Origin of the sequence: Psychromonas marina, from assembly GCF_030161115.1 — a bacterium.
Classification (GTDB): domain Bacteria; phylum Pseudomonadota; class Gammaproteobacteria; order Enterobacterales; family Psychromonadaceae; genus Psychromonas; species Psychromonas marina.
In genome coordinates, this window is the sequence record NZ_BSPQ01000002.1 from 557,406 (window position 1) to 580,974 (window position 23,569).

17 protein-coding genes are annotated in these 23,569 nt (G+C 39.1%); 9 read left to right on the forward strand and 8 right to left on the reverse strand.

Going from position 1 to position 23,569, the window contains the following annotated elements:
* Window positions 1-91: 91 nt before the first annotated feature.
* Window positions 92-1,750, forward strand: a complete 1,659-nt coding sequence (locus QQK09_RS06745) for a hypothetical protein (protein ID WP_284203349.1) — start codon at window positions 92-94, stop codon at window positions 1,748-1,750.
* 368 nt (window positions 1,751-2,118) lie between these two features.
* Entirely contained in the window at window positions 2,119-3,024 is a 906-nt protein-coding gene (locus QQK09_RS06750) for a linear amide C-N hydrolase (RefSeq protein WP_284203350.1), read from the forward strand.
* Between the two features lie 82 nt (window positions 3,025-3,106).
* Here the strand turns inward: QQK09_RS06750 and nspC are convergent, their stop codons facing one another.
* The 4 genes from nspC to QQK09_RS06770 all read right to left on the reverse strand — a co-directional run bounded on the left by nspC (window position 3,107) and on the right by QQK09_RS06770 (window position 8,462).
* On the reverse strand, window positions 3,107-4,228 hold the full coding sequence (gene nspC, locus QQK09_RS06755) for a carboxynorspermidine decarboxylase (RefSeq protein WP_284203351.1): 1,122 nt from the start codon (window positions 4,226-4,228) through the stop codon (window positions 3,107-3,109).
* Between the two features lie 128 nt (window positions 4,229-4,356).
* Window positions 4,357-5,574 carry a carboxynorspermidine synthase gene (locus QQK09_RS06760; protein ID WP_284203352.1) on the reverse strand — a complete coding sequence of 406 codons (1,218 nt, stop codon included), beginning with the start codon at window positions 5,572-5,574 and terminating at the stop codon, window positions 4,357-4,359.
* Complete coding sequence (locus tag QQK09_RS06765; protein ID WP_284203353.1) at window positions 5,575-7,050, reverse strand: pyridoxal phosphate-dependent decarboxylase family protein; 1,476 nt, start codon at window positions 7,048-7,050, stop codon at window positions 5,575-5,577.
* Window positions 7,051-7,052: 2 nt separating this feature from the next.
* The gene (locus tag QQK09_RS06770; protein ID WP_284203354.1) at window positions 7,053-8,462 is read right to left on the reverse strand and encodes a diaminobutyrate--2-oxoglutarate transaminase family protein; all 1,410 of its coding nucleotides are present in this window, start codon (window positions 8,460-8,462) and stop codon (window positions 7,053-7,055) included.
* 473 nt (window positions 8,463-8,935) lie between these two features.
* Here QQK09_RS06770 and QQK09_RS06775 point away from each other — a divergent pair, with 473 nt between their 5' ends.
* The 7 genes from QQK09_RS06775 (at window position 8,936) to QQK09_RS06805 (ending at window position 19,642) form a co-directional block, all read left to right on the forward strand.
* Window positions 8,936-9,670: a response regulator gene (locus tag QQK09_RS06775; RefSeq protein WP_284203355.1), complete on the forward strand. Its 735-nt coding sequence runs from the start codon at window positions 8,936-8,938 to the stop codon at window positions 9,668-9,670.
* Window positions 9,670-11,109 carry an ATP-binding protein gene (locus QQK09_RS06780; RefSeq protein ID WP_284203356.1) on the forward strand — a complete coding sequence of 480 codons (1,440 nt, stop codon included), beginning with the start codon at window positions 9,670-9,672 and terminating at the stop codon, window positions 11,107-11,109. The genes QQK09_RS06775 and QQK09_RS06780 overlap by 1 nt, the downstream gene beginning before the upstream one ends.
* Window positions 11,110-11,118: 9 nt before the next feature.
* Entirely contained in the window at window positions 11,119-12,366 is a 1,248-nt protein-coding gene (locus tag QQK09_RS06785; protein WP_284203357.1) for an ABC transporter substrate-binding protein, read from the forward strand.
* Window positions 12,367-13,065: 699 nt separating this feature from the next.
* Window positions 13,066-14,325 carry a TolC family protein gene (locus QQK09_RS06790; RefSeq protein WP_284203358.1) on the forward strand — a complete coding sequence of 420 codons (1,260 nt, stop codon included), beginning with the start codon at window positions 13,066-13,068 and terminating at the stop codon, window positions 14,323-14,325.
* A gap of 12 nt (window positions 14,326-14,337) precedes the next feature.
* On the forward strand, window positions 14,338-15,759 hold the full coding sequence (locus QQK09_RS06795) for an efflux RND transporter periplasmic adaptor subunit (protein ID WP_284203359.1): 1,422 nt from the start codon (window positions 14,338-14,340) through the stop codon (window positions 15,757-15,759).
* Window positions 15,756-18,890 (forward strand): efflux RND transporter permease subunit, encoded by a 3,135-nt coding sequence (locus tag QQK09_RS06800; protein ID WP_284203360.1) that lies wholly within the window; start codon window positions 15,756-15,758, stop codon window positions 18,888-18,890. The genes QQK09_RS06795 and QQK09_RS06800 overlap by 4 nt, the downstream gene beginning before the upstream one ends.
* A gap of 17 nt (window positions 18,891-18,907) precedes the next feature.
* Window positions 18,908-19,642, forward strand: a complete 735-nt coding sequence (locus QQK09_RS06805; protein WP_284203361.1) for a copper resistance protein CopA — start codon at window positions 18,908-18,910, stop codon at window positions 19,640-19,642.
* A 490-nt stretch (window positions 19,643-20,132) separates the two neighbouring features.
* Here the strand turns inward: QQK09_RS06805 and QQK09_RS06810 are convergent, their stop codons facing one another.
* From QQK09_RS06810 to purT, 4 genes are all read right to left on the reverse strand, one after another.
* Window positions 20,133-21,128 carry a hypothetical protein gene (locus QQK09_RS06810; RefSeq protein ID WP_284203362.1) on the reverse strand — a complete coding sequence of 332 codons (996 nt, stop codon included), beginning with the start codon at window positions 21,126-21,128 and terminating at the stop codon, window positions 20,133-20,135.
* A 305-nt stretch (window positions 21,129-21,433) separates the two neighbouring features.
* Window positions 21,434-21,637 carry a YaeP family protein gene (locus tag QQK09_RS06815; RefSeq protein ID WP_284203363.1) on the reverse strand — a complete coding sequence of 68 codons (204 nt, stop codon included), beginning with the start codon at window positions 21,635-21,637 and terminating at the stop codon, window positions 21,434-21,436.
* Between the two features lie 44 nt (window positions 21,638-21,681).
* A complete protein-coding gene (locus tag QQK09_RS06820) occupies window positions 21,682-22,098 on the reverse strand; it encodes a SulA-like leucine-rich domain-containing protein (protein WP_284203364.1) in 417 nt (138 codons plus the stop codon).
* Window positions 22,099-22,292: 194 nt separating this feature from the next.
* Window positions 22,293-23,483, reverse strand: coding sequence for a formate-dependent phosphoribosylglycinamide formyltransferase (gene purT, locus QQK09_RS06825; RefSeq protein ID WP_284203365.1), 1,191 nt, complete (start codon window positions 23,481-23,483; stop codon window positions 22,293-22,295).
* Between the last annotated feature and the right edge of the window lie 86 nt (window positions 23,484-23,569).

The window sequence follows — 23,569 nt, forward strand, 5'->3', positions numbered from 1 at the left end:
AAAGCTGATATGAGGACAGGGGGTTCTCTACAACTATTTGATCGTAAGTTCTTAGTCTAGAGTACTTGCTTGAAAGAAAAAGGTTAATCATTTGATTAAACTGAATAAAAACATATTTAACCGTATTCATCCTTATATCGCTACTGTGCTGCTGTTTGTAAGTTTTACAGTAAATGCGGAAAGAGAAAAAGAGAGAGATGAGAGACCTTTATTTGGTAAAGAAATTTTTACTAAATATGGCATCAAAGATGATTTACCTAAGCTGGCGTTAAGTTCGTTGGGACAGGGGGAACATTTGGTTGAATATGCTCAGAATAACGTTCAGGTTGGTGATTCTGTCACTAATTCCAATTATTTTTTGGTGAAAAAAACAGATAAAAAAGGAAATATAGACTTAAGAATTAAATATTTTGCAGAGGATCTTGATAAGAAATCTAAGCTCAGTGAGGAGTTAAAAAAAGCGACCCGTTTAGAGTATTTGTTACGAGATTACAGCCAAAGTTATGATCCATCGACCGTTAAGGTTGTTAAGTCTGAGCAAGACCTTGTACAAATTACGTTTAAATATTCAAAGTATGGCCTTCCGCAAGATATTGCTTACTTTAGATTTTTAGAAGTAATGATTGAAATAAAAGCGGGTCAACTACAGCGAATGGTAATTACTAATTCTCAGCCCTTTGACTTAGGGAAATATATTATTGATAACTACCATCAAGAAATAATTTTTACGCGTTTAGATAACGAAAGGCTTTATTTTCAAAGTAAAAAAATGACGGCAACCGGTAAAACCAGAAATAATAAACCGGTTACATTGACATCAAGCACTGAGCCAGTTGCTTTATATGGTGATAACGAAAGTATTGAAGTATTAGATGCAGAGAAGCTAGCAAAAGTCAGTGACCCGCGTGTCATCGAAGAAAAGGTAGAGATTCATCGCGTCTTACCCTTGATGGGGGATCTTGTACGTCGTAAAGGGATAGATCTACCTCTGCCTTATGGGATCTCTGCAAGTTATCGTACTCAAGATATGAATATTCCTTTTACCGGTTTAAATGTGATGGGGCTGGATTTAAATGATATTTTCTCACCAGAAGATTCCTTAGGACGAGTGTCTGCTGAAAGTTTGGTCATTCGAGGGGATGTTAATATTCTTCCCTTTTGGAATGTTTTTGTGATGGCGGGAAAGATCAACATTGATGCCGTAGTCGATGGTGCTTACACTGGAGAGCTTGGCTTAGCGGTTAAAGATAAGCTAAACAATAAACTTTCGGGTTTAGGGGATTATTTTTGTGATGAGGCTGCTGCTTTATGCAATAGCGGCACCGTGAATGTACCTCTAAATTTAGAATATGACGTGATTGGCGCGGGTACGACCTTATCGGTGGGTTATAAAGAGTTCTTTGCTTCATTGACGGGCAGTTATACAACGACGCGTTTGAAGGGAACCCAAGATTGGGGGGACGGCATTATTACCGCAATGCCTATGATCGGTTATCAATTAGTTGATTATCGCACTCAGTTTTTTGTTGGCGCTGAATATCAGGCTTTAAAGCCCTATTTTCGTGGCACGTTAGAGCAAATTGAGATTGGTGGTGAAATGTTTTCATACGATATTGATGTTAATTTGAATAAATGGGCTTATATGATTGGTTTTAATAAGCAGATTGGCAATAATTACAATATTACTTTTATGTATAACAAAGGTGAAACACGAAGCTCATCAACCTTAAATCTTGGCTATCGTTTTTAAACTGAGTTTTTTTCGATGCTTTCATCATCAAATAAGTACATCTCTTCTATTGAACGCAGCTATCTAATTCCTATTAATGATCTTTATTCATGGGAATTAAATACCCTTACAGACGGCAAGACGTCTCCAACAGATTGAAATATAGCGTCTAAAATAATAAATATAAGTAATTAAATTAATATTTAAGACTATATTTAGGTTACTGAGTTCAGCACTGATTCATTAAACGAGATCATTTTGTTATCAATAACTGATGGTTCAATCCTCTTTTTGCGAGTTAGCGCAGTGAGTTATGTAGGTTATTATTTAAACCATCTGAAAAGCAAACATATTATTTATATCGACTCTATAGAAAAGGAAACACAACTATGCGCAATCGAATCATGTATAAAACAGCAGCAGAGCAATTCATCACTGGTCGTAGCATGGACTGTCAAGATCCTTCCGCAACAACACGCATTATGGTTTACCCTCGCGGCCTAGCACAAAACGGCGGCAGCATGGAAAACGCGTTAACTTGGACTGCTAAATATGGCTCAATCTTCAGTTCATTTTACGATGGCGCAACTGCTGATGGGATGAATGAATGTGGTTTTGTTGCCAATATATTAAAATGTGCAGAGTCAGACTTTGGTGATGTCACATTAAGTGATAAGCCTCGTTTATCACTTACTGCTTGGAGTCAGTATTTCTTAGATAACTTTTCAACGGTAGAAGAAGCCTTAGTTGCGATGCAAGATCCCGGCTTTGTTATCCATTCTCCAGTACTACCAAACGGTAAAAAAGCGACCGTATATTTAGCAATATCTGATACGGGTGGCAATGCTGCTGTATTGGAATATGTACAAGGTAATTTAGTCATTCAACAAGAGCGTCGTGCTGTGAATAGTGCAACTGCGGTTGATAAATTAAATGCTATTGATAAGTATTGGGAATTGGCGGGTAGCGAAGAGGTAAAAGGTGTCGATTTTCCACTTTCAATTAAAAAACCAGATGACTTTTCAATTATGAGAGCCATTGGCCGCGCACAAAGATGGACGGATCCCGATCATCCAAGTATTTCTGCAACACTACGTTACACACAAGTAGACCATGCTGCTAAAAGATATTACTTTGAATCCACTTTTGAAACTGCTGTATGTTGGTTAGATATGGAGAGTGTAAATATTGAAGCTGGTGCGTCATTAATGGGCGTCGAAATCAAACAGGGTGAATCCTTGGTCGGTGATATTTCATCTAAATTAGTGCCGATGAAGCAGCTTAACTGGCTTTAATTACAGTGAATGAATAGATAAAAAAGGGGCCCTATTGTGAGTAATATAGGGCCCCTTTTTGTATTGTACAAAGACAATACGACTATTTACCTAGGGTCGCTTTAAAGTCTTGATATCCGAATGAATTCAATAACTCAACCGTGCCATCCACGCGTTGGTAATAGATACTTGGCATCTTTAGACCGTTAAACCAATTTAGTTTTACCATGGTATAACCTGCGCTATCCATCAGATGTAACTTTTGACCAATTTCAAGTGGCGTATCAAATTGTGTTTCACAGAACTGATCGCCTGCTAAACATGAACAAGACCCAATCACGTAAGGAAATTCACCATTATCTGAGGCTTCTTTCACGGATGCGGGTTCATCATAGATAAGCGTATCTAAACGATGTGCTTCTGTTGCACTATCAACAATCGCGGTTTTTTTCTCATTTTCCACAATATCAATCACACTAACCACTAAATCAGCAGTGCGGGTGATGATCGCTTCGCCCGGCTCTAAATAGAGTTGGATGTCGTGTTTTTCACTGAATGCTTTTAATGCCAGTGCCAATTTTTCGATTGGGTATTCAGGGTAAGTAAAGAAGATCCCGCCACCTAAACTTAACCATTTTAGCTGATCAAGGTACTCACCAAAGGTTGTTGAGATATGATCTAAAATAGCGATGAAAGCATCTGCATCTTTGTTCTCACAGTTCATGTGAAACATAAATCCTTCAACTTTATCAAGTACCGCAGTGCTTAGCAGCTCTTGTTTAACACCTAAACGAGAATAAGGGCGAGTCGGGTTTGCTAAGTCTTGGCCTGCCATGCTGCGCTCTGGGTTAATGCGTAACCCAAGTGAAGCATTTGTTTTACAGGTTTCATAGTGCGCTTCAAGTTGCGATAAAGAGTTAAAGATGATTTTATCTGACATCCCTTTAACCGCTTCGATATCTGCTTTTGAATAACCCACGCTGTATGCATGCGTTTCGCCGCCAAACTCTTCATAACCTAATTGTACTTCAAAAGGGCCTGAGCTGGTGGTGCCATCCAGATAAGGTTTGATGGTGTCAAAGGTGCCAAAAGTAGAGAAACATTTAAGTGCAAGCACTAGCTTTGCACCTGAAATATCTTTTAGTTTTTTAGCTTTTTCAAGGTTATTGATTAGCTTACCTTCATCAATCATAAAGTAGGGTGTTGGTAGATTATCTATGTTCATATTTTTACACTTTTTAAATGTCAAAAAGGGGCAACGAGGCCCCAGAATATGTGTCAGCTTTTGAGCTGCGAGCTGCGAGTGTCGAAGTGCGATGTTCGTCGCCCGCCACTCGAAGCTAGAGGCTATTATTAAGCTTCTAGCTCTTGAACTTCCCAGCTTAAACCGATGCGAGGCATTAGTTCAAGGAAGTGATCAGGGTTTAACTGTTCAACGTTGTACAGACCTTTATCGCTCCATTTACCTTGGAAGTATAAAAGCGCTGCAGTAATCGCTGGAACACCTGTTGTGTAAGAGATAGCTTGGTGTTCAACTTCGATGTAAGCTTCTTTATGGTCACAGATATTGTAGATAAATACGCTCTTTTCAACGCCTTCTTTCTTACCACGTACCCAAGTACCGATACATGTTTTACCTGTGTAGCCTGATGCTAGTGATGTTGGATCTGGTAAAATCGCTTTTAATACTTTAAGCGGTTCAACCGTAATACCGTCAACTGTTGTGATTGGCTCTGGGTTTAATAGCCCGATATCACGCATTACGTTGAAGTAGTTTAGGTAAGTATCAGAGAAACCCATCCAGAATTCGATACGTTTAGCAGGTAAGTATTCAGCCATTGAACGTACTTCATCATGCGCCATTGAGTAAACTTTTTGCTTACCAACAACTGGGAAATCAAACTCCATCATACGGCTATGACATGGCACTTGATGCCATTTTTTATCTTCATAATAGAATGAGTCGCCTTGGATCTCTAACATGTTTGTTTCTGGGTCAAAGTTAGTTGCAAACTTCTGACCGTGATCGCCCGCATTTACGTCCATTACGTCGATGCTATCGATTTCGTCAAACAGGTGTTTGTGAGCGTAAGTAGCAAATACACTTACTACGCCTGGATCAAAACCAGCACCTAAAATACCAGTGATACCCGCTTCTTTAAAGCGATCTGCAAATGCCCATTGTGGATCATAAGCTTCAGGTACTTGTTGGCCTTCGCTACATAAGTCAGTTGCAACAGAGGTATCAAGGTAAGCTGTTTTAGTTTGCACACACGCTTCCATGATAGCCACGTTTACCCAAGGAGGGCCGGCATTGATTAATAGGTCTGGTTTTACTTCATTGATCAATGCAACAAGCGCTTCAACACTGTCTGCATCGACTGTTACCGCACTGATATTTTTACCTGTATCTTTAAGGTTGTTACGACCTTTGATAGAAGTAATGATTTTTTCACATTTCGAAATAGTACGAGATGCGATAGTGATATCACCGAAAACATCGTTGTTTTGTGCACATTTATGGGCGATAACCCAACCAACGCCGCCAGCGCCAATTTGTAATACAGACATTTAATTTGCCTCTTGAGTTTGAATAATAAGTTGTGTTGCTGTTGATTCAATTTTTGTAAATAGTGAATCAAAGTCATTAAGTGTTAAACATGGGTTTAACAATGTAAATTTCAGGTACAGTTTGCCATCTACTTTAGTTTCTGCGATCACTGCATCACCTGTGGTCAGTAGTTGTAAACGTAACGTTTGATGAAGTTTATTAAAGGCTTCATCGGATAAACTACCCTGATCGCTTAAGCGGAACAGAACCGTTGAAAGCAGAGGATCACAGCACAGTTCAAAGTAACTACTTTGCTTGATTAAATCAGCGACTTGATTGGTCAGTAGCAGCAGATCGTCGTACATTTTACCTAACTGCTGAGCGCCAACTGCTTTTAATGTCATGAACATTTTTAATGCGTCAAAGCGCTTAGTCGTTGCGATGCTTTTATCCACTAAGTTGGGTAGTTCATCACCTTCGCGATTTAAGTAATCAGCATGGTGTAATAGGGTATTAAAGTTAGCTTTGTTTTTGATTAACAGTGCGCCACAACTGATCGTTTGATAGAACAGTTTATGGAAATCAACACTCACGCTGTCTGCAGACTCAATGCCCCGTAAACGCGATTTATGCGTTTCGCTTAGCATGAGTGCACCGCCGTAAGCGCCATCGATGTGCGACCAACAACCGCTATTTTTAGCAATGTTAACAACACGTTGCAGATCATCAATTGCGCCGTGATCCGTTGTCCCCGCGGTTGCAACAATCGCAATCGGTAGTAGATCTTGTGCTTTTAATGCATCAATCGTTAACTGTAATTCATCACAATCAATCTGGCCTTGAACATTGGTCTTAACCGTCACAACAGAGCGTTCACCGAGGCCCATTAATGCCGCTGATTTTTGCACTGTGAAGTGGCTTTTATCAGAGCATAGAATACGCATTTTATGGCCATATTCAGGTAAGCCATCTTGCTGAATATTATGATTAGAATGTTTGCCTGCAAACCAATCACGTGCCAGCAATAAACCCATTAGGTTACTTTGCGTACCACCGCTGGTAAATACACCATCAGACATTTCGCCCATTTGGTAAGTATCGCATAACCAATCCACCATAATTTGCTCAACATAGGTTGCCGCTGGTGCTTGATCCCATGAGTCCATTGATTGGTTTAGTGCAGCAATAAAGTGCTCAGCCACGACTGATGCAATCAGTGGTGGCGTGTGCAGATGCGCAATGGTATGCGGGTGCTGAACTAAAATAGAATTTTTAGCGATTAACTGATTAACCGATGCAATCACATCATTTAAAGGCTCGGCAGTTGATAAATCAACCGCTTCAAGCTGCGCTTTTAGCTGTAACGGGTCAACACCAGAATAAGCTTGCGTTGAATCTTGAAACAGTGAGTTAATGGTTTTTTGCGTTACTGCTGCAGCATCTTCAAAAGGGCGGTTGTTCTCGCCCAAATGCATAAAGTATTTTGAGTAGGTCATTATTAGCAATCCACTGCGCTAGCAAATGCTTTTGCCATGGTTGCAATCACAAACTCAATTTGTACTTCACTGATAATGAGTGGCGGTAAGAAGCGTAATACAGCACCTTCACGGCCACCTTTTTCAATGATTAAACCAAGCTCTAATGCAGCGCGTTGAACGCGTGCTGCTAATTCAGGATCAGCAACAGCTTGACCTAATTTGTTAGCTTGCTCTGGTTTGATTATCTCAATGCCATTCATTAAACCACGACCACGTACATCACCAATTTGTGGGTACTGTGTTTGTAGTTCAGTTAAACCAGCACGTAGTTGCTCACCACGACATTTCGCATTTTCAGCTAAGTTATCACGCTTGATGATCTCTAATGTTTTTGCGCCGCTTGCCATTGCAAGTTGGTTACCACGGAAAGTTCCGGTGTGCTCACCGGCATTCCAACAATCAAATTTTTCATGGTAAAGAATGATAGACATCGGCATGCCACCGCCAATCGCTTTCGATAAGATTAGAATATCAGGTTCAATACCTGCCTCTTCAAAAGCAAAATGATCACCTGAACGACCAACACCACATTGGATCTCATCAAAAATCAGTAAAATACCATGTTCAGTAGTGATGCGACGTAGCTCTTGTAACCATTTTTTAGAAGCTGGGATAACACCACCTTCACCTTGAATTGGCTCAACAATAATTGCAGCAGGTTTAGTAATACCGCTTTCATCGTCACATAATACTGATTCAATGTAACGGATGCTTTGCATTGCACCTTGCTCGCCACCTAAACCAAATTTACAACGGTAGCTGTATGGGAAGGGGAAAAAATGCACGTCAGACATTAAACCAGTGCGGCGACCTTTAGCACTTAAACTGCCCGTTAATGCAAGCGAGCCATTAGTCATACCGTGGTATGCGCCGTGGAATGACGCCATCGTATTACGTTTAGTGTAAAGCTTAGCGAGTTTGATTGATGCTTCTACCGCATCTGCGCCCGAAGGACCACAAAATTGAATACGCGCTGTTTTAGCAAAGTTAGCAGGTAAGAATTGCATTACCGATTTTATAAATGCATCTTTACTTGGTGTGGTCAGATCTAATGTTTGGTAAGGCACACCATCATTAAGCTGAGTTATCATCACTTGATTAATTTCACTGTGATTATAACCCAATGGCAATGCGCCAGCGCCGGCTAAACAATCCAGATATACCTGTCCTTTGGTATCTTCAACAATAACACCACGTGTTGTTTTGATCGCAATAGGGATACGACGTGGGTATGAGCGCACTTCCGATTCATAATGCTCTTGGCTTAGCAGGACTTCATCAGGTACCAAGTCATAAGGTTTATCGACGACTGGTGTTTCTTGATAATTAGTCAGTGCAGTATCTGGTGCAAGATTGAGGACGTTTTGCATAACGGAATCCTTAAATAGTTAAAGGGTTGCCATAAAATGGAACTAAAATAGGGTAATCACCTTAACGCTTAAAGAAGCTTAGTAAGGTAAATAAAAAGTCTAACAGGGGGCTGTTTGGGTAACTCAGGGTTCAGTGCTGGTCGCGACATTATTCGCGATACACAACAGCGTAGTGACATGTATTGTATAGTTTGATGATTCAGTCATTACATGCTCCTATTTGTTGTGTGAATGATTTTATTTGAATAGTAAAACGCGCGCATTTTATCATCGTTTTTTTATCTGGCAAGTGTAAAAAACAGCAAAAGATTATATTTATGGCTAAGTTGTTGTTAAATTAAGGTTTGTTTTATATTGCGATGAAAAAATAAACGCTTTAAACCGAGTCGATGTTTCTCGTTATTATAACTACCAAATTTGTAGTAATTTCGATATTCTCTTGCGCATAAATAATAATTAGAAAAGGGGTTGCAGTGGGTAAACTAAAACAGATATTAGTCGTTGATGATGATCAAGATATTAGGGAATTATTAGCACAATATTTCACTAAAAATAGCTTTGATGTGATCACAGCAGAAGATGGCATTGAGATGGATAGTCAGCTAAGTGTACATCAACCTGATCTTATTATTCTCGATATTATGCTACCCGGTGATGATGGTTTTACTTTGTGTCAACGTATTCGTCAAACCTCTAATGTACCTATTATTATGCTTACCGCAAACTCGGATGAGATGGACCGAGTATTAGGACTTGAAATCGGTGCCGATGATTACATCGCAAAACCATTTAGTCCCCGTGAGTTACTTGCCCGAATTAAAGCGTTATTACGACGCACTCAGTTTGCAAATCAAGATAGTGTCGCTGAAGAGGCCAATACTAAACGTCGTTATTACTGTTTCGCGAATTGGAAGCTCGATACTCAGCAGCAAGTATTGCTAGACAAAAATAAAAAGGTATTTCCACTTACCGGTGCAGACTTCCAACTATTGATGCTATTTATTAATAGTGATGATAAACCCATCTCTCGTGATCAAATTTGCCAATCCCTACATGGTCGTGATGCATTTGCCAATGAACGTGGTATTGATGTTCATTTAAGTCGATTACGTAACTATCTAGGTGATGATGCCAAATCACCGAATATCATTAAAACAGTGCGTGGTAAGGGATATCTGTTTATAGCGCCAACTAAAAGTGAGGATTAATGACCTACTTTAGACTTTTTTTCAGTTCACTTATTTCACGTATGTTGTTGCTAACGATTCTTTCAGTGGTTGCTGCGCAAACGATAAGTAGTTTTTTCTGGGTCAACCAATTCTCAGAAAGTGAAAAAAAGTCGGTCATACTGAATGCGCAACACCTCGCTGAAGGCGCATTAAGTACTATCTCATTCTTTAAGGATCTTCCTCTTAAATATCGCCATTTAGTGTTAGAACAATTACGAGGTATGGGAGGAAGTCGTTTTTTTGTCTCTTTAAACAGTGAAAAAATAAATATTAACCCGATTCAAGATAGCGAGTTAAAAAGAGAGGTGATTGATACGGTCACCAATGTATTATCCAGTGGCTTGACGGTTAATAAAAGTTTAGAGATTGAGTTTTCATCCCCGCATGATTTGCATGTCTTAAAAAATGATATTTTACTCAAAGATCTGCCTCCTTCATGGGGAGCGTATTCATTAATTATCCCTACCGCAGAGCCACCCATTTTAGTATTACAAATCGAAATTGAAGACAATGAGTGGTTATATCTCGCTGCTATTTTACCGCCTCCTTATTTACTCTCCAATGATCCAGTAATTTCCGGGCAACAGATATTTACACTGTTATTTTCAACATTTTTATTATTGCTATTTATCTACATACTATTCCATTGGCAAACAAAGCCATTGCAGAATTTAGCGAATGCAGTTTCAGAGATGAGTATCGACTTGGATCAAGCACCGTTACAAGAGGACGGTGCATTAGAGATTGTTGCTGCCACACGAGCATTCAACCGAATGCAACAAAAATTACAGCGTTACATACAGGATAGAGAAGTACTTTTCCGCTCAATCTCCCATGATTTAAAAACGCCTATTACCCGTTTACGCTTACGTGCAGAATTGCTTGATGATGAAAAGCAAACAGAGCGTTTTAATCAAGATCTTGATGATTTGGAAATGATGGTAAAAGGCGCAATACAAAGCGTCAAAGAGACCAGCATTCACGAAAATATTCAGGAAGTGGATATGAATAAGCTGTTTTTACAAATCAGCGACAATCAAACCGATAAAATTAAGGTTCAGCAGAAAAATATTTATGCTTATCGCGGTAAACCTTTGGCACTAAAACGTTGTTTATCCAATCTTATTGAGAACGGTGTTAAGTATGGTGAGACAGTTTATATACAATTTTCAGATAGTGCAGAAGAGTTACAAATAATTATTCAAGACAATGGGCCTGGTATTCCTCAGGCAGAGATGGAGACTATTTTCCAACCCTATAAACGTTTACATAATGATGATCAAGGGCATGGCCTAGGATTAGGCATTGCACGTAATATCATTCATGCGCATAATGGTGATCTACATCTCGTTAATCGTAAAGAGGGCGGGTTAGAAGTCCTCATTACGCTGCCTCGTATTTACAAAAATAGACATTAAAATACCGCCATGAAAATGATAAAAATAAAAAAATTCCTGTTGTTATGGCCCTTTCTCTATAGTGCTCAAAGCTATGCCGATCCATTAGAAGTATTACATTGGTGGACGGAGTCTGGTGAGTTTGAAGCACAAGCTATATTAGATGAGGCACTCAAGAAGCAAGATATAACCTGGGAGAATTTTGCGATCGTTGGCTCTGGTGGTGGCAGTGCATTACGTGTCTTACAAATGCGCGCATTATCAGCTAATCCACCTGATGTAGCACAAATTAAAGGTCCTGATATTGGTGAATGGGCACAAATGGGGATGTTAAAAGAGGTCGATAGCATTATTGGCGAAACAGCATGGCATCAATATATACCTGAGATTGTCAAAAATACGATTCGTTATGAAGATAGTTATATGGCACTGCCTTTGAATATTCATCGTGTAAACTGGTTATGGTTAAACAAAGCGATATTTGATGAATTAAACCTAGTGCCACCAACAACATGGGAAGGTTTCTTTGAGGTTGCTGATAAAATTCAACAAGCCGGTTATATCGCACTTGCCCATGGTAGTACCAGTTGGCAAGATAGTCTGTTATTTGAATCGGTAGCCCTTTCTTTACTGGGAGCTGAAAAGTATAAACAAGCTTTTGTACAGTTTGATGAGAACGTGTTGGCTTCTCAACAGATGATTGATGTCTTTGAACAATTTAAACGCCTGAAAAAATATACTGGCAACGATATGCGTGGCAAAAATTGGGTCGTTGCGAGCAAAATGATCTCCGATAAAAAAGCCGGTATGTTATTCATGGGAGACTGGTCAAAAGGGATGTGGCATGCAGAGGGAAAAGCTGCCATGAAAGACTATTTATGTGTTGAAGTACCTGGCACCCATGATGTTTTTAGCTATAACATTGATAGTTTTGTCTTTTTCAAAAAGCTTAATAGTGCTTCGGTTAATGTTAATACACAAACCTTCGCAAAAACGATTCTATCAAAAGATTTTCAGCGTGATTTTAATATTCAAAAAGGATCAATGCCTGTACGCACTGATATGGACATGACTGACTTTGATGCGTGTACACAAAAAGCCTACCAAGATTTTAATCGCAGTGATTTAGTGCCTTCATTGTCTCAAAATATAGCGACCACTAGTTATCTACAAAGTGAAATAAGTAAGATAATTAGTTATTACTTTAAAAATGACGATATGACAGCAAAACAAGCTGTGCGTCAATTAGCACTGGCAATCCGAGCTGTGAATAAGTGAAAATCATGACTTGATAGCGTTGTATAGGGGGAAAGCTAGTCTTCTGTATCACAAATTGCGCTAAACTGACTTAGAAAGTATTATTATTTTATTGTAATCTTATTAAGGCGCACTAAAATAATCACAACGCGTGATGATCGTTTATTAACATTAAGGTTAGCGTTCATCAAGTTTTAGAAGAAGTCTTTGACCTTATCCCTAGGTTAACGTTTATACTCTCATTTAAATAAAATCAATAGCTTACTAGATGAAGACCCATATAAATAAATGAAAAAAGTCATCACACTGTTTTTAATCATACTTATTCAAATTACTTTCATGCAGAAAGTAACTGCATCTGTACAGCTATTAAACAGTGATCAGCAATCTATGATGGTTCATTGTGACATGAAAACGATGCACTCCAATTCAATATCTTGCATGGAAAAAGATATGTCGATGGATAGTTGTCAAAGTGATTGTGAAATGATGAGTGTTGTTTCTGTTATTCATTTTATAGAGAATAATTGCACTTTATATTTTGATTGTTCGCAACTTAGATATCCAATTTACAACGTGACAGCCGTTAACGCCTTACCTACAAGCCTCTATCGTCCCCCTTTATTTAGTTAATCAGTTAGCACCGATCTATCTAGCGTATTTGAGATAGATAAAACAGATTAATTAATTATTCATTTTATGGATAAAAAAGGACAAAGGATGAAAATTCATCATTTACCGATGTTGTTATTAACAACCATTGGGTTTCAAGTCTCTGCATTATCATTACAGGATGCAGAACAAAAAGCAGTACAAGACGATCCCGGTCAAAAAATATATCAAGCGCAACAAGCGTCATTAATTGCACAAGGAAATGCGAGTTCAACTCTTGTTGACCCAATGATAAAACTCGGTATGGCGAATATACCTACTGATAGTTTTGCATTAGACAGTGATCCTATGACTCAGCTTAGTGTCGGTATTTCACAACAATTTAGCCGTGGTGATACACGTAACATCACCAAAAACGGATTTAAATTACAATCGGAAACCGCTGTCTTCCAAAGCTTAGACAGGCGTTTACTGGTAAAGAAAACCGTTCGTGAACTCTGGTTTAATATCCTATTTACTGAAAAGTCGATGCAATTAGTCAATGAAAACAAGTTGCTTTTTACTAGCTTTTATAGGGATTTAGAATCACAGTTTTCTTTAGGGTTAGCTGAAAATGAAGATCTAATTGCTGCTGAAATTGAACTCGCGTTATTTGATGAAAAAATAGCTAAATTAAAGCAACAATCATTGGCTTATCGCAGTTTTTTGAGTGAATGGGTTGGCAGTGCCGCTTATGATAAATTACAAAGTGACTTACCCGATTGGTCTGATACATCGGCTTTTATTAAAAACAGTGAAAGTGCCAATTATCAACATTACTCACTGTTGGCGATACATCCTAAAGTACAGGCGCTTAGTCAAAACATTTTGGTTGCAAATAGTAATATTACTTTAGCTAAGCAGGACTATAAGCCGAGTTTTAAAGTTGAGTTCGCTTATGGCCATCGTTTATCAGAGATGGATAATGGTGAGCCTCGACCCGACTTGTTAAGTGGCTTTGTTTCAATGGATATTCCACTGTTTACCGATCAGCGTCAAGACCAAAAAATGATATCGGCCCAGCATATCAAAGGACAGAAACAGGCTGAACATCGTTTATTAATACGTCAACTTAATGCTCAACTTAATGCTGAGATTGTCAACTACCAACAATTGTTATCCCGCCAAGATCGTTATCAAAAAAGCTTACTAAAACAAGCTAAGTTACACGCTGACATTCTAGAGCAAAGCTACCAGTCAAATACACGTCCTTTCAAGGAAGTGATTCAAGCATATATTCATCAATTTAATCTCTCTATTGAATATCAACAACTGTATTTCGATGGCTTGAAAAGTCTTTCAAATATTCGTTACTTTCAGGCACTTTAACAGGAAATTTTTATGCGTTATTTATTAGTTTTAATAGCGGGATTAGTCGTTGGATTTTTTGCCACTAATAACGAGCAACTTAATAGTCTATTTTCACAAAAATCCGTTTCTGCAGAGCCTGATATTTTATACTGGGTTGCGCCAATGGACCCTAATTATCGTCGTGACAAACCTGGGCAATCCCCGATGGGCATGGATTTAGTCCCTGTTTATGCAGAAGCTGAAAAAACAGAACCTGAAATACTTTATTGGGTTGCGCCAATGGATGCTAATTATCGTCGTGACAAACCAGGACAATCCCCGATGGGCATGGATTTAGTACCTGTTTATGAAGCGAGTGGGGATGGTAAACAAGCTGGTTTAGTGAGCATTTCTGCTGCTGTTGAGAATAGCTTAGGTGTGCGTACAGCATCCGTTATTAATGATCAGTTTAATGTCTCAATTAAAAGTCTAGGTAGTGTGCAAGCGAATGAGGATGCATTATGGCAAATCAATAGTCGTGTCTCGGGTTGGATAGAAAAGTTATACGTTAAATCTGTTGGGACACAGGTGCAAAAAGGTCAAAAATTGTATGCACTTTACTCTCCAGAGTTAGTTAAAGCGCAGGAGTCTCTCTTTAATGCCATTAAACTTAATCGTAGTGGCTTAGTAGCATCTTCAAAATCAAGATTAAGGGCGTTAGGTGTCAGTAATGGCCAGATAAAACAGATAGTTAAAAGTAAAAAAGCACTCCAACTTATCACTGTTTATGCGCCACAAAAAGGCACTATATCTGAGTTGAAAGTTAATGAAGGGGCGTTTGTATCACCTGCAACAACCGTAGTTAAAGCCGTCAATTTAGATACGGTATGGGTAGATGTTGAGGTATTTTCAGCGCAAGTTTCATTGGTTAATTTAAACGATCTGGCAACCATGAAGTTAGATTACTTTCCGGGACAAGAGTGGCTCGGAAAAGTAGATTTCATCTATCCTGAAATGAGTAAAAATAACCGCACATTAAGGGTGCGTTTACAATTTGATAACCCTACTGCACAACTAAAACCAAACATGTTTGCCTCTGTTATTGTAACGCCAACGATGGACCAACCACGTTTACAAATCCCACGCGAAGCGGTCATTTATGCGGGTAACATGAACCGTGTAGTTTTGGCGTTAGGTGATGGTAAATTTAAGTCTGTGTTAGTCAATGTCGGTCTGGAAAATAATCAATCGGTAGAGGTGTTGTCTGGTTTACAAGAGGGGCAAAAAATAGTGACTTCTGCTCAGTTCTTATTGGACAGTGAATCTAGTATCAGTGCTGATTTTGAACGTATGTTAGATGAACAAAAACAACAGGAGAGTGAAGTAGAGTACGATGCTGATAAAGAAGATAAAGATTTAGATTGGTTAGATTTTGGGATGTTGAATCTGCAACGTGAAGTGGTGGTTTTATGATTTCCAACATCATTCATTGGTCGATTAAGAATCGAATATTAGTGCTGTTAATGACCTGTGCGATCGTCGTTTACGGTATTTTTTCATTACAAAAAACACCGATAGATGCGATTCCTGATTTGTCTGATGTGCAAGTTATTATTAAAACGACTTATCCAGGACAAGCACCACAGGTTGTAGAAGATCAAGTGACTTACCCGCTTACCACTGCAATGCTCAGTGTGCCGGGTGCAAAAACGGTACGTGGTTACTCTTTTTTTGGTGACTCTTATGTGTATATCATTTTTGATGATGATACCGATATGTACTGGGCGAGATCGCGTGTTTTAGAGTATCTATCACAGGTAGCGCCAGACTTACCACCACAAGCAAGATCAGCCTTAGGGCCAGATGCAACCGGAGTCGGTTGGGTGTTCAGTTACGCATTAGTGGATGAAAGTGGCAAGCTCGATTTAAGTGAACTGCGTAGCTTGCAGGATTGGTTCCTTAAATTTGAGCTACAAACCGTGGCGGGTGTCTCTGAAGTCGCGACCGTCGGCGGTATGGTAAAGCAATACCAAGTACGTGTAGACCCTAATAAATTGCGCGCTTATAACATATCGTTAAGCCAAGTTAGCAATGCGATTAAAGACGGCAATCAAGAGTCTGGCGCAAGTGTTATTGAGATGGCTGAAGCTGAGTATATGGTGCGTACTTCTGGTTATATCTCTTCGATAAAAGATCTCAAATCAATTCCTTTACGGGTTGATGATAACGGCACGCCTTTGTTATTAGGCGATGTCGCGGAGATTCGCTTAGGTCCACAGATGCGTCGCGGTATTACTGAACTTAATGGTGAAGGTGAGGTAGTGAGTGGTGTGATTGTGATGCGTTTTGGAGAAAATGCACAGGCTGTTATTGAAGCGGTGAAGGATAAACTTAATGAGTTACAAAAAAGTTTACCCGATGGCGTTAAAATTATCCCGACCTACGATCGCTCTGAGCTTATCAATTCAGCGGTGGAAAACTTGTTTGATAAGTTATTAGAAGAGTTCATTGTTGTTATCTTAGTATGTGCAGCTTTCTTATTCCATTTCCGCTCATCACTGGTGGTATTGTTAAGTTTACCGGTCGGTATTTTTGTCGCGTTTATTATTATGTCTTGGCAAGGACTTAATGCCAATATCATGTCACTGGGTGGTATCGCCATTGCAATTGGTGCGATGGTTGATGGTGCGATAGTGATGATTGAAAATGTGCACAAGCATATGGAAAAAACCGAACTTACCGATAAAAACCGTTGGCAAGTGATCGCTAAAGCATCGACTGAAGTTGGCCCTGCGTTGTTTTTCTCATTGCTTATTATTACCTTTAGCTTCTTACCTGTATTTGCACTAGAAGGGCAATCAGGCAAGATGTTTTCACCACTCGCTTTTACTAAAACCTATGCCATGGCAGCATCGGCAGGTCTGGCAATTACCTTGATACCGGTTTTAATGGGTTATTTTATTCGCGGGAAAGTATTACCTGAACATAAAAACCCACTGAATCGTTTAGTGATCGCCATCTATAAACCCTTTTTAACCTTTAGTCTGCGTTTTCCAAAACTGCTGATCGTGTTTGCATTATGTATCTTAGTGGTTGGTTTTTATCCGGTTAATAAAATTGGTAGTGAGTTTATTCCTCCGCTTGATGAGGGTGATCTGATGTATATGCCAACCACTTATCCTGGTATTTCTATTGGTAAAGCACGTCAGTTATTACAGCAAACTAATAAATTGATTAAGACCGTACCTGAAGTAAAAACAGTATGGGGAAAAATCGGACGAGCGGAAACGGCAACCGATCCTGCGCCACTCACCATGATTGAAACAACCATTCAATTCAAACCTAGAAGTGAATGGCGTGAGAGTATGACCAAGGATAAATTGAAACAGGAATTAGATAGCTTGATTCAATTTCCTGGACTCACCAATGCATGGGTAATGCCCATTAAAACGCGTATTGATATGCTCGCGACAGGTATTAAAACACCTATTGGTATCAAAATAGCGGGAGGCGATTTAGTTGAAATTGAAAAGATAGGCAAGCAGGTTGAAGAGATATTAAAGGACGTTGAAGGTACTGCTTCTGTGTACGCTGAGCGAGTGACCGGAGGGCGTTATGTCAAAGTGGACATAAACCGTGAAAAAGCAGGACGCTACGGACTTAATATTGCAGAAATTCAACAGTTAGTCGCCGTTGCTATTGGTGGACAAAATATCACTGAAACGATTGAAGGGTTAGAGCGTTATCCTGTGAATTTACGTTACCCGAACGATTATCGTGATTCTGTTAGTGCACTTAAAGCGTTACCTATTATTACGCCATCTAAAGTAACGATTAGCCTCAATGATGTTGCAAATGTGTATATCGAAGCCGGTGCTCCCATGATTAAAACAGAAAATGCGCGCCTTAATGGTTGGATCTTTGTTGATATCGAAAACCGAGATCTTGGCTCTTACGTTAAAGATGCTCAAGCGATTGTGAATGACAATTTACAATTACCTGCTGGTTACTCCCTCGTTTGGTCTGGTCAGTATGAGTATATGGAAAAAGCCAACGCACGTTTAGCCAAGGTTATTCCTGTTACCATCGCGATTATTATCATCTTGCTCTATTTAGCGTTTAGACGAGTTGGCGAAGTGTTACTGATTTTATCAACCTTGCCCTTTGCATTGATGGGCGGTATTTGGCTGATGTTTATACTCGGTTTTAACTTTTCGATTGCAGTCGGGGTTGGTTTCATCGCACTAGCAGGGGTCTCGATAGAGATAGGGGTGATCATGTTACTTTATTTAAATCAGTCATTAGAAGCCAAAAAACAGCAACGCTTTGCCCATTTTAATGTTGATGATCTACGAGATGCGGTAATGGAAGGTGCAGGATTACGTGTGCGACCAGTGATGATGACAGTCGCAACCGTGGTGATTGGTTTGATACCCATTATGATTGGCGAGGGAACTGGTTCAGAGGTAATGCAACGCATCGCAACACCTATGATTGGCGGTATGGTAAGTGCAATCATTTTAACGTTATTAATATTGCCAGCAGCTTATTTTCAATGGAAGAAAATAACCATGCGTAAACAATTTTTAGAAAACAACTCATAAATTTGAAGGAGAACAGTATGAACATTAATAAAACAAAACTGGTATTGGCATTAACAGGTACACTTTTTTTAGCAATGCCGGTCAGTCAGGTTTTTGCTCATGAAGCGCATTGTGAAATTAAAGAGACAAAATTGGGTGACACAATGAAGTATATGAAAAGTGAGCTTAGAGCTTATGTAAAAGGCTTTAAATCAGATGATCAAGATAAGATGCAAAAGCACCTTAATGAGCTATTAAAGTTAAGTAAACAAGCAAGTCAATATACGCCAGTGCTGATTACAATGAATCAGCACTCTGATATGGACATGAAAGAGATGGATCATTCTAAGATGGACATGAAAGAGATGGATCATTCTAAGATGGACATGAAAGGGATGGATCATTCTAAAATGGACATGAAAGAGATGGATCATTCTAAGATGGACATGAAAGGGATGGATCATTCTAAGATGGACATGAAAGGGATGGATCATTCAAAAATGGACATGAAAGAGATGGATCATTCTAAAATGGATCATGGCGACATGAATATGGATAGTGCAGACCACGATATGTCGACCATGCCAAGCATGGAAGGGATGACGACAGAACAACATCACCAGCATATGAAATATATGCAAGGTATTGAGCAGTTACAGGCATTATTCAATGAATTGAATCAAACAAAAGATAAGGCTGAAATTAAAGCTATTTTAGGAAAAATAAAAGAGCATAGTAAAAAAAGTCATCAACAATTTCGCCAAGATTGTTAAGTTAGTGCTCTAATAAGATGGGGGTATTACTGCCTGTTTGGTGATGCATCCCATCGTTTAGAAAGCAGAATGAGTATTTATATAATATGATACTCAGTTATTTTTACTTCATGGTGTAATAGCAAAATAATGAATAAAGTGATTACTCTTGCTGATTAATTATTCCAAATATCCTGTTCTTCATCAATGAGTGGGCAGCTAAAGCTGTTCAAAATCGTTCTATAGGATTTTATGGAGTGAGAGCATCAAAGTCTTTAATTATCCGAAAGGGTTAACGAAGTTAATCTCTCGAAAGGCTAAAATTCATGCCTTATTAGTAAACATTCCTCTGCGCAATCTCTGCTCACCCATAAACGCCATTTGAATAAGTACTGTTGCTCAACCTTTACTGGATAGACGAAATACTGACATCGCACATTGTCGCTAAATATTTAGATAAGAGAGAAAAAAGCAACTTGGTACATTGAACCTGATCGCATACGAATTTAATTCAAATCACGGTTGAACTATTACTCACTTCAGACCACGCCTGCCATTTACCTGAATGCTTAATAGGATTTTGATTTTTTGTCATCCAGTTAGCCTGATAGGTTTTATCGTTGTATTGAACATAATCTCCACTGGTGAAGCTTAAGTTACTCTCCCACGGAGTTAAATTGACTGCTGTCAGCTCTAGTGGGCTTTTCTCTGTTTCTATTGCTTTATTAGCTTGAGAACGAGGCGATGTTATTAGTTGCCAATCATCCAGGTAAGTTGAGGCATAGTCACTACGAATACCGATGCGACCATTTTTTAGTAATTCATTCTCAACACTTAAAATATCAATGCCATCAAGGTTAACGGTGAGTATTGAGCCTAGCGCAGAAAATTTTATTTTGTACCATTTTCCTGTTGCTAAATGGCCATCTTCGTTGAGATAGGTGTTAATACCATTTTCTAATTTGGTTTCTGCCAATGTTGTATAAGTGCCTTGGTGTTTTACTTTAATCGTCACTTTTCCATCATAACGCACCGAGGCAAGGTAAAGGTTATTTGCACATTGATAACGTGTAATCGCATGTAAACCAGACCAATTTGGGATCGTTGAATCGTTTTTCCACTGGGTTATTTTCGCGCGATATTGGTTTGATTGATTTGCATCGCTGCTGAGGGTATCTACTGCAATGGTGTTAAATACTTTGTTGCCCCCAAATCCATGCTGCCAACTTGTGCTTGCATCTTTACTTAACATTCCTGTCGAAAGATCAATATGACGGATATTGGGTTTATTACTATTATATTGCAGATGTTGGCTATCTTGGTGTTTGTCCGTTTCTGGTGCTTGTAATAGTAAATTTTCTGCAGCTTCATTGCTTGCATAAGCTGGTTTTTTCTCGTGGTCAGCACTGTATAAAGCAGTGGCGCTGCCACTGACAGAAACAAGACAAAGCGTACTTAGGTAACTTACAAGTTTTTTTAACTTAAATCTTGTTGAACGTTTTATCATCTCATCTCCTTACTTTTAGGTTGCTGTAACCAAAAAAAATGCTTTATTAATCGTCATTAAGCCTACATAGTTAAATTACTATATCAGCTAATAAACCGATAATAATCAAAATATTAACGCTGATATGAAATATGTGAGGTCAAGGAAAGGTTATTTAAATAGGCATGATAATTGGGTGACTAGCATCATATTTTTGATGTGAAAATGGATGTTTGCAGAGGGCTATATAGAATTTAGGGGACTGTTGGAGGTGAGAAATAAGCGAAGTAAAGGTGTTGTATCTGTGCTTACTTCGCCCTCATCATTTAATCGTTATCGTTGTAATCACTTAATACTAAATTAGCGGCAGCAAAAGCGGCATCTTCTCTGGTCTTTGTGTCTAGTGATTCATCGGCTGCAATGGCATCTAAGGTTTTAATGGCACAGGTGATCGCTTTAGGGACATAAGCAGCATCGCCACTGCCAATTAGGTTGATCACATTTTTTGTTTTATCGCAGTATGGGTACATAAAAAGCTTCCATGAATTATTTTTAAGAGCATCTAGTATACCGTTTATTGAGCACAATAAACAAAACAGTGAGTATTAGAATCCTCAGTTAATTGATTTACCTCATTGATTGATGGCTTCTGTTCGCTGTTTACCCAACGAATAACGGCGGCATAATTATTACTCGCTAGTGCATCTTTAAAAATTTTTTCGGGATTGGCAAGCTGCTTTTGAGAGAGGGTGATGATACGACTCTTATTGATACCTGCTTGCTGTAAAAATTGGAAATTGGGTTTACCTGGAGGGGCGATAAATAGGATCCAGCGAGGATCGTCAGAGGTTTGTAGGTGGGTCAACAGTGGTTGATAGTTATTGAGATCATAACTCAACGTTAATCTTTTAGGCGAACAACCGCTTACTAAATTTAGCGTGTTAAGATTAAATGCGTTGTTGTCTGCTTGTTGCTGATAACTTGATAACATAAATACCACCTCCACAAATACTGTATGAATAAACACTGTATGTAACAACAGTATATTAATTTGTTGGTATTTCAAGCTTTATTTGCTGTTTTTTGTTAAAAGCGCTGCTTTTGTAACCGTTTTTGTGTTTTTAGGCACAAAAAAAGGTAACCGAAGTTACCTTTATATCGTTGTTACTTTAGCCGTAAACAGTATTAGTAATGTATTTTTACTGATTCTGAAACTAATTTAGCATTACAAATGGCATTGTCTGTATCTGTACCACGGGCAATAGCAACACCTAAACGTCGCGTACCGTTGATATCTGGTTTTGCAAAAAGGCGAATCTGTGTGCCATTAACTTTGCCAAGTGCTGGACCAATGTTGCTATATTGCAGATCCTCTGACGTGCCATTACCTAATATAACGCTCGATGCTGTCGGCCCATATTGTGTGATCGTGCCAATCGGGAAACCTAAAATAGCGCGTACATGCAGTGCAAACTCAGAAGCATCCTGTGAAATGAGTGTGACTAAGCCTGTATCGTGTGGACGAGGAGAAACTTCGTTGAAATAAACGTCATCACCTTTAACAAAGAACTCCATGCCAAATAAGCCATAACCGCCCAATTCATTTACTACTTTCTCAGCAATAGTTTGTGCTTGTTCAAGTGCTGTTACAGACATCTGCTGTGGTTGCCATGATTCACGGTAGTCACCATTTTCTTGACGATGACCAATAGGTGCACAGAAATGTACGCCATCTATCGCACTGATAGTGAGTAGGGTGATCTCATAATCAAATGGCACAAAACCTTCAACAATGATTCGACCTGCACCTGTACGACCACCTTCTTGTGAGTAGTCCCAAGCCTTGTCTAAATCAGACTCAGATTTAATCACAGATTGTCCTTTACCCGAGCTGCTCATTACTGGCTTCACGACACAAGGAATGCCGACCTCTTTAACGGCTTGTAGATACTCCGCTTTTGTGTCGGTAAAGAAATAGGGTGAGGTTTTAACTTCAAGTGTTTCAGCGACGAGACGGCGAATACCTTCTCGGTCCATGGTTAATTTGGTAGCGCGAGCAGAAGGGATAATATTAAAGCCTTCATTTTCAAGTTTTACCAGTGTATCAGTCGCGATTGCTTCGACTTCTGGGATAATAAAATCAGGTTTTTCAGCGCGTATAATCTGCTCTAATTTTTCACCATCTAACATCGAAACAACATGTGATGAATGGGCGACTTGCATTGCCGGTGCATTTTCATAACTGTCGGCTGCAATGACTTCAATACCAAAACGTTGTAGTTCAATTGCAACCTCTTTACCCAGTTCGCCGGAACCAAGTAGCAGGGCTTTTGTCGCACTCGGAGATTTAGCACTACCAAAAATAGAAACACTCATAAAATTTCAACTCTCATCTGTAATTTCGGAGTGCAGATAATAGCAGTTATAAGGTATCAAATATAAGTATTTAGTGTGATAGGTTA

Excerpts from the sequence above, each read along its gene's own strand:
- QQK09_RS06750 (WP_284203350.1), top strand. The coding sequence starts at position 2,119 with ATGCGCAATCGAATCATGTATAAAACAGCAGCAGAGCAATTCATCACT.
- nspC (WP_284203351.1), bottom strand. The coding sequence starts at position 4,228 with ATGAACATAGATAATCTACCAACACCCTACTTTATGATTGATGAAGGT.
- QQK09_RS06760 (WP_284203352.1), bottom strand. The coding sequence starts at position 5,574 with ATGTCTGTATTACAAATTGGCGCTGGCGGCGTTGGTTGGGTTATCGCC.
- QQK09_RS06765 (WP_284203353.1), bottom strand. The coding sequence starts at position 7,050 with ATGACCTACTCAAAATACTTTATGCATTTGGGCGAGAACAACCGCCCT.
- QQK09_RS06770 (WP_284203354.1), bottom strand. The coding sequence starts at position 8,462 with ATGCAAAACGTCCTCAATCTTGCACCAGATACTGCACTGACTAATTAT.
- QQK09_RS06780 (WP_284203356.1), top strand. The coding sequence starts at position 9,670 with ATGACCTACTTTAGACTTTTTTTCAGTTCACTTATTTCACGTATGTTG.
- QQK09_RS06785 (WP_284203357.1), top strand. The coding sequence starts at position 11,119 with ATGAAAATGATAAAAATAAAAAAATTCCTGTTGTTATGGCCCTTTCTC.
- QQK09_RS06790 (WP_284203358.1), top strand. The coding sequence starts at position 13,066 with ATGAAAATTCATCATTTACCGATGTTGTTATTAACAACCATTGGGTTT.
- QQK09_RS06795 (WP_284203359.1), top strand. The coding sequence starts at position 14,338 with ATGCGTTATTTATTAGTTTTAATAGCGGGATTAGTCGTTGGATTTTTT.
- QQK09_RS06800 (WP_284203360.1), top strand. The coding sequence starts at position 15,756 with ATGATTTCCAACATCATTCATTGGTCGATTAAGAATCGAATATTAGTG.
- QQK09_RS06805 (WP_284203361.1), top strand. The coding sequence starts at position 18,908 with ATGAACATTAATAAAACAAAACTGGTATTGGCATTAACAGGTACACTT.
- QQK09_RS06810 (WP_284203362.1), bottom strand. The coding sequence starts at position 21,128 with ATGATAAAACGTTCAACAAGATTTAAGTTAAAAAAACTTGTAAGTTAC.
- QQK09_RS06815 (WP_284203363.1), bottom strand. The coding sequence starts at position 21,637 with ATGTACCCATACTGCGATAAAACAAAAAATGTGATCAACCTAATTGGC.
- QQK09_RS06820 (WP_284203364.1), bottom strand. The coding sequence starts at position 22,098 with ATGTTATCAAGTTATCAGCAACAAGCAGACAACAACGCATTTAATCTT.
- purT (WP_284203365.1), bottom strand. The coding sequence starts at position 23,483 with ATGAGTGTTTCTATTTTTGGTAGTGCTAAATCTCCGAGTGCGACAAAA.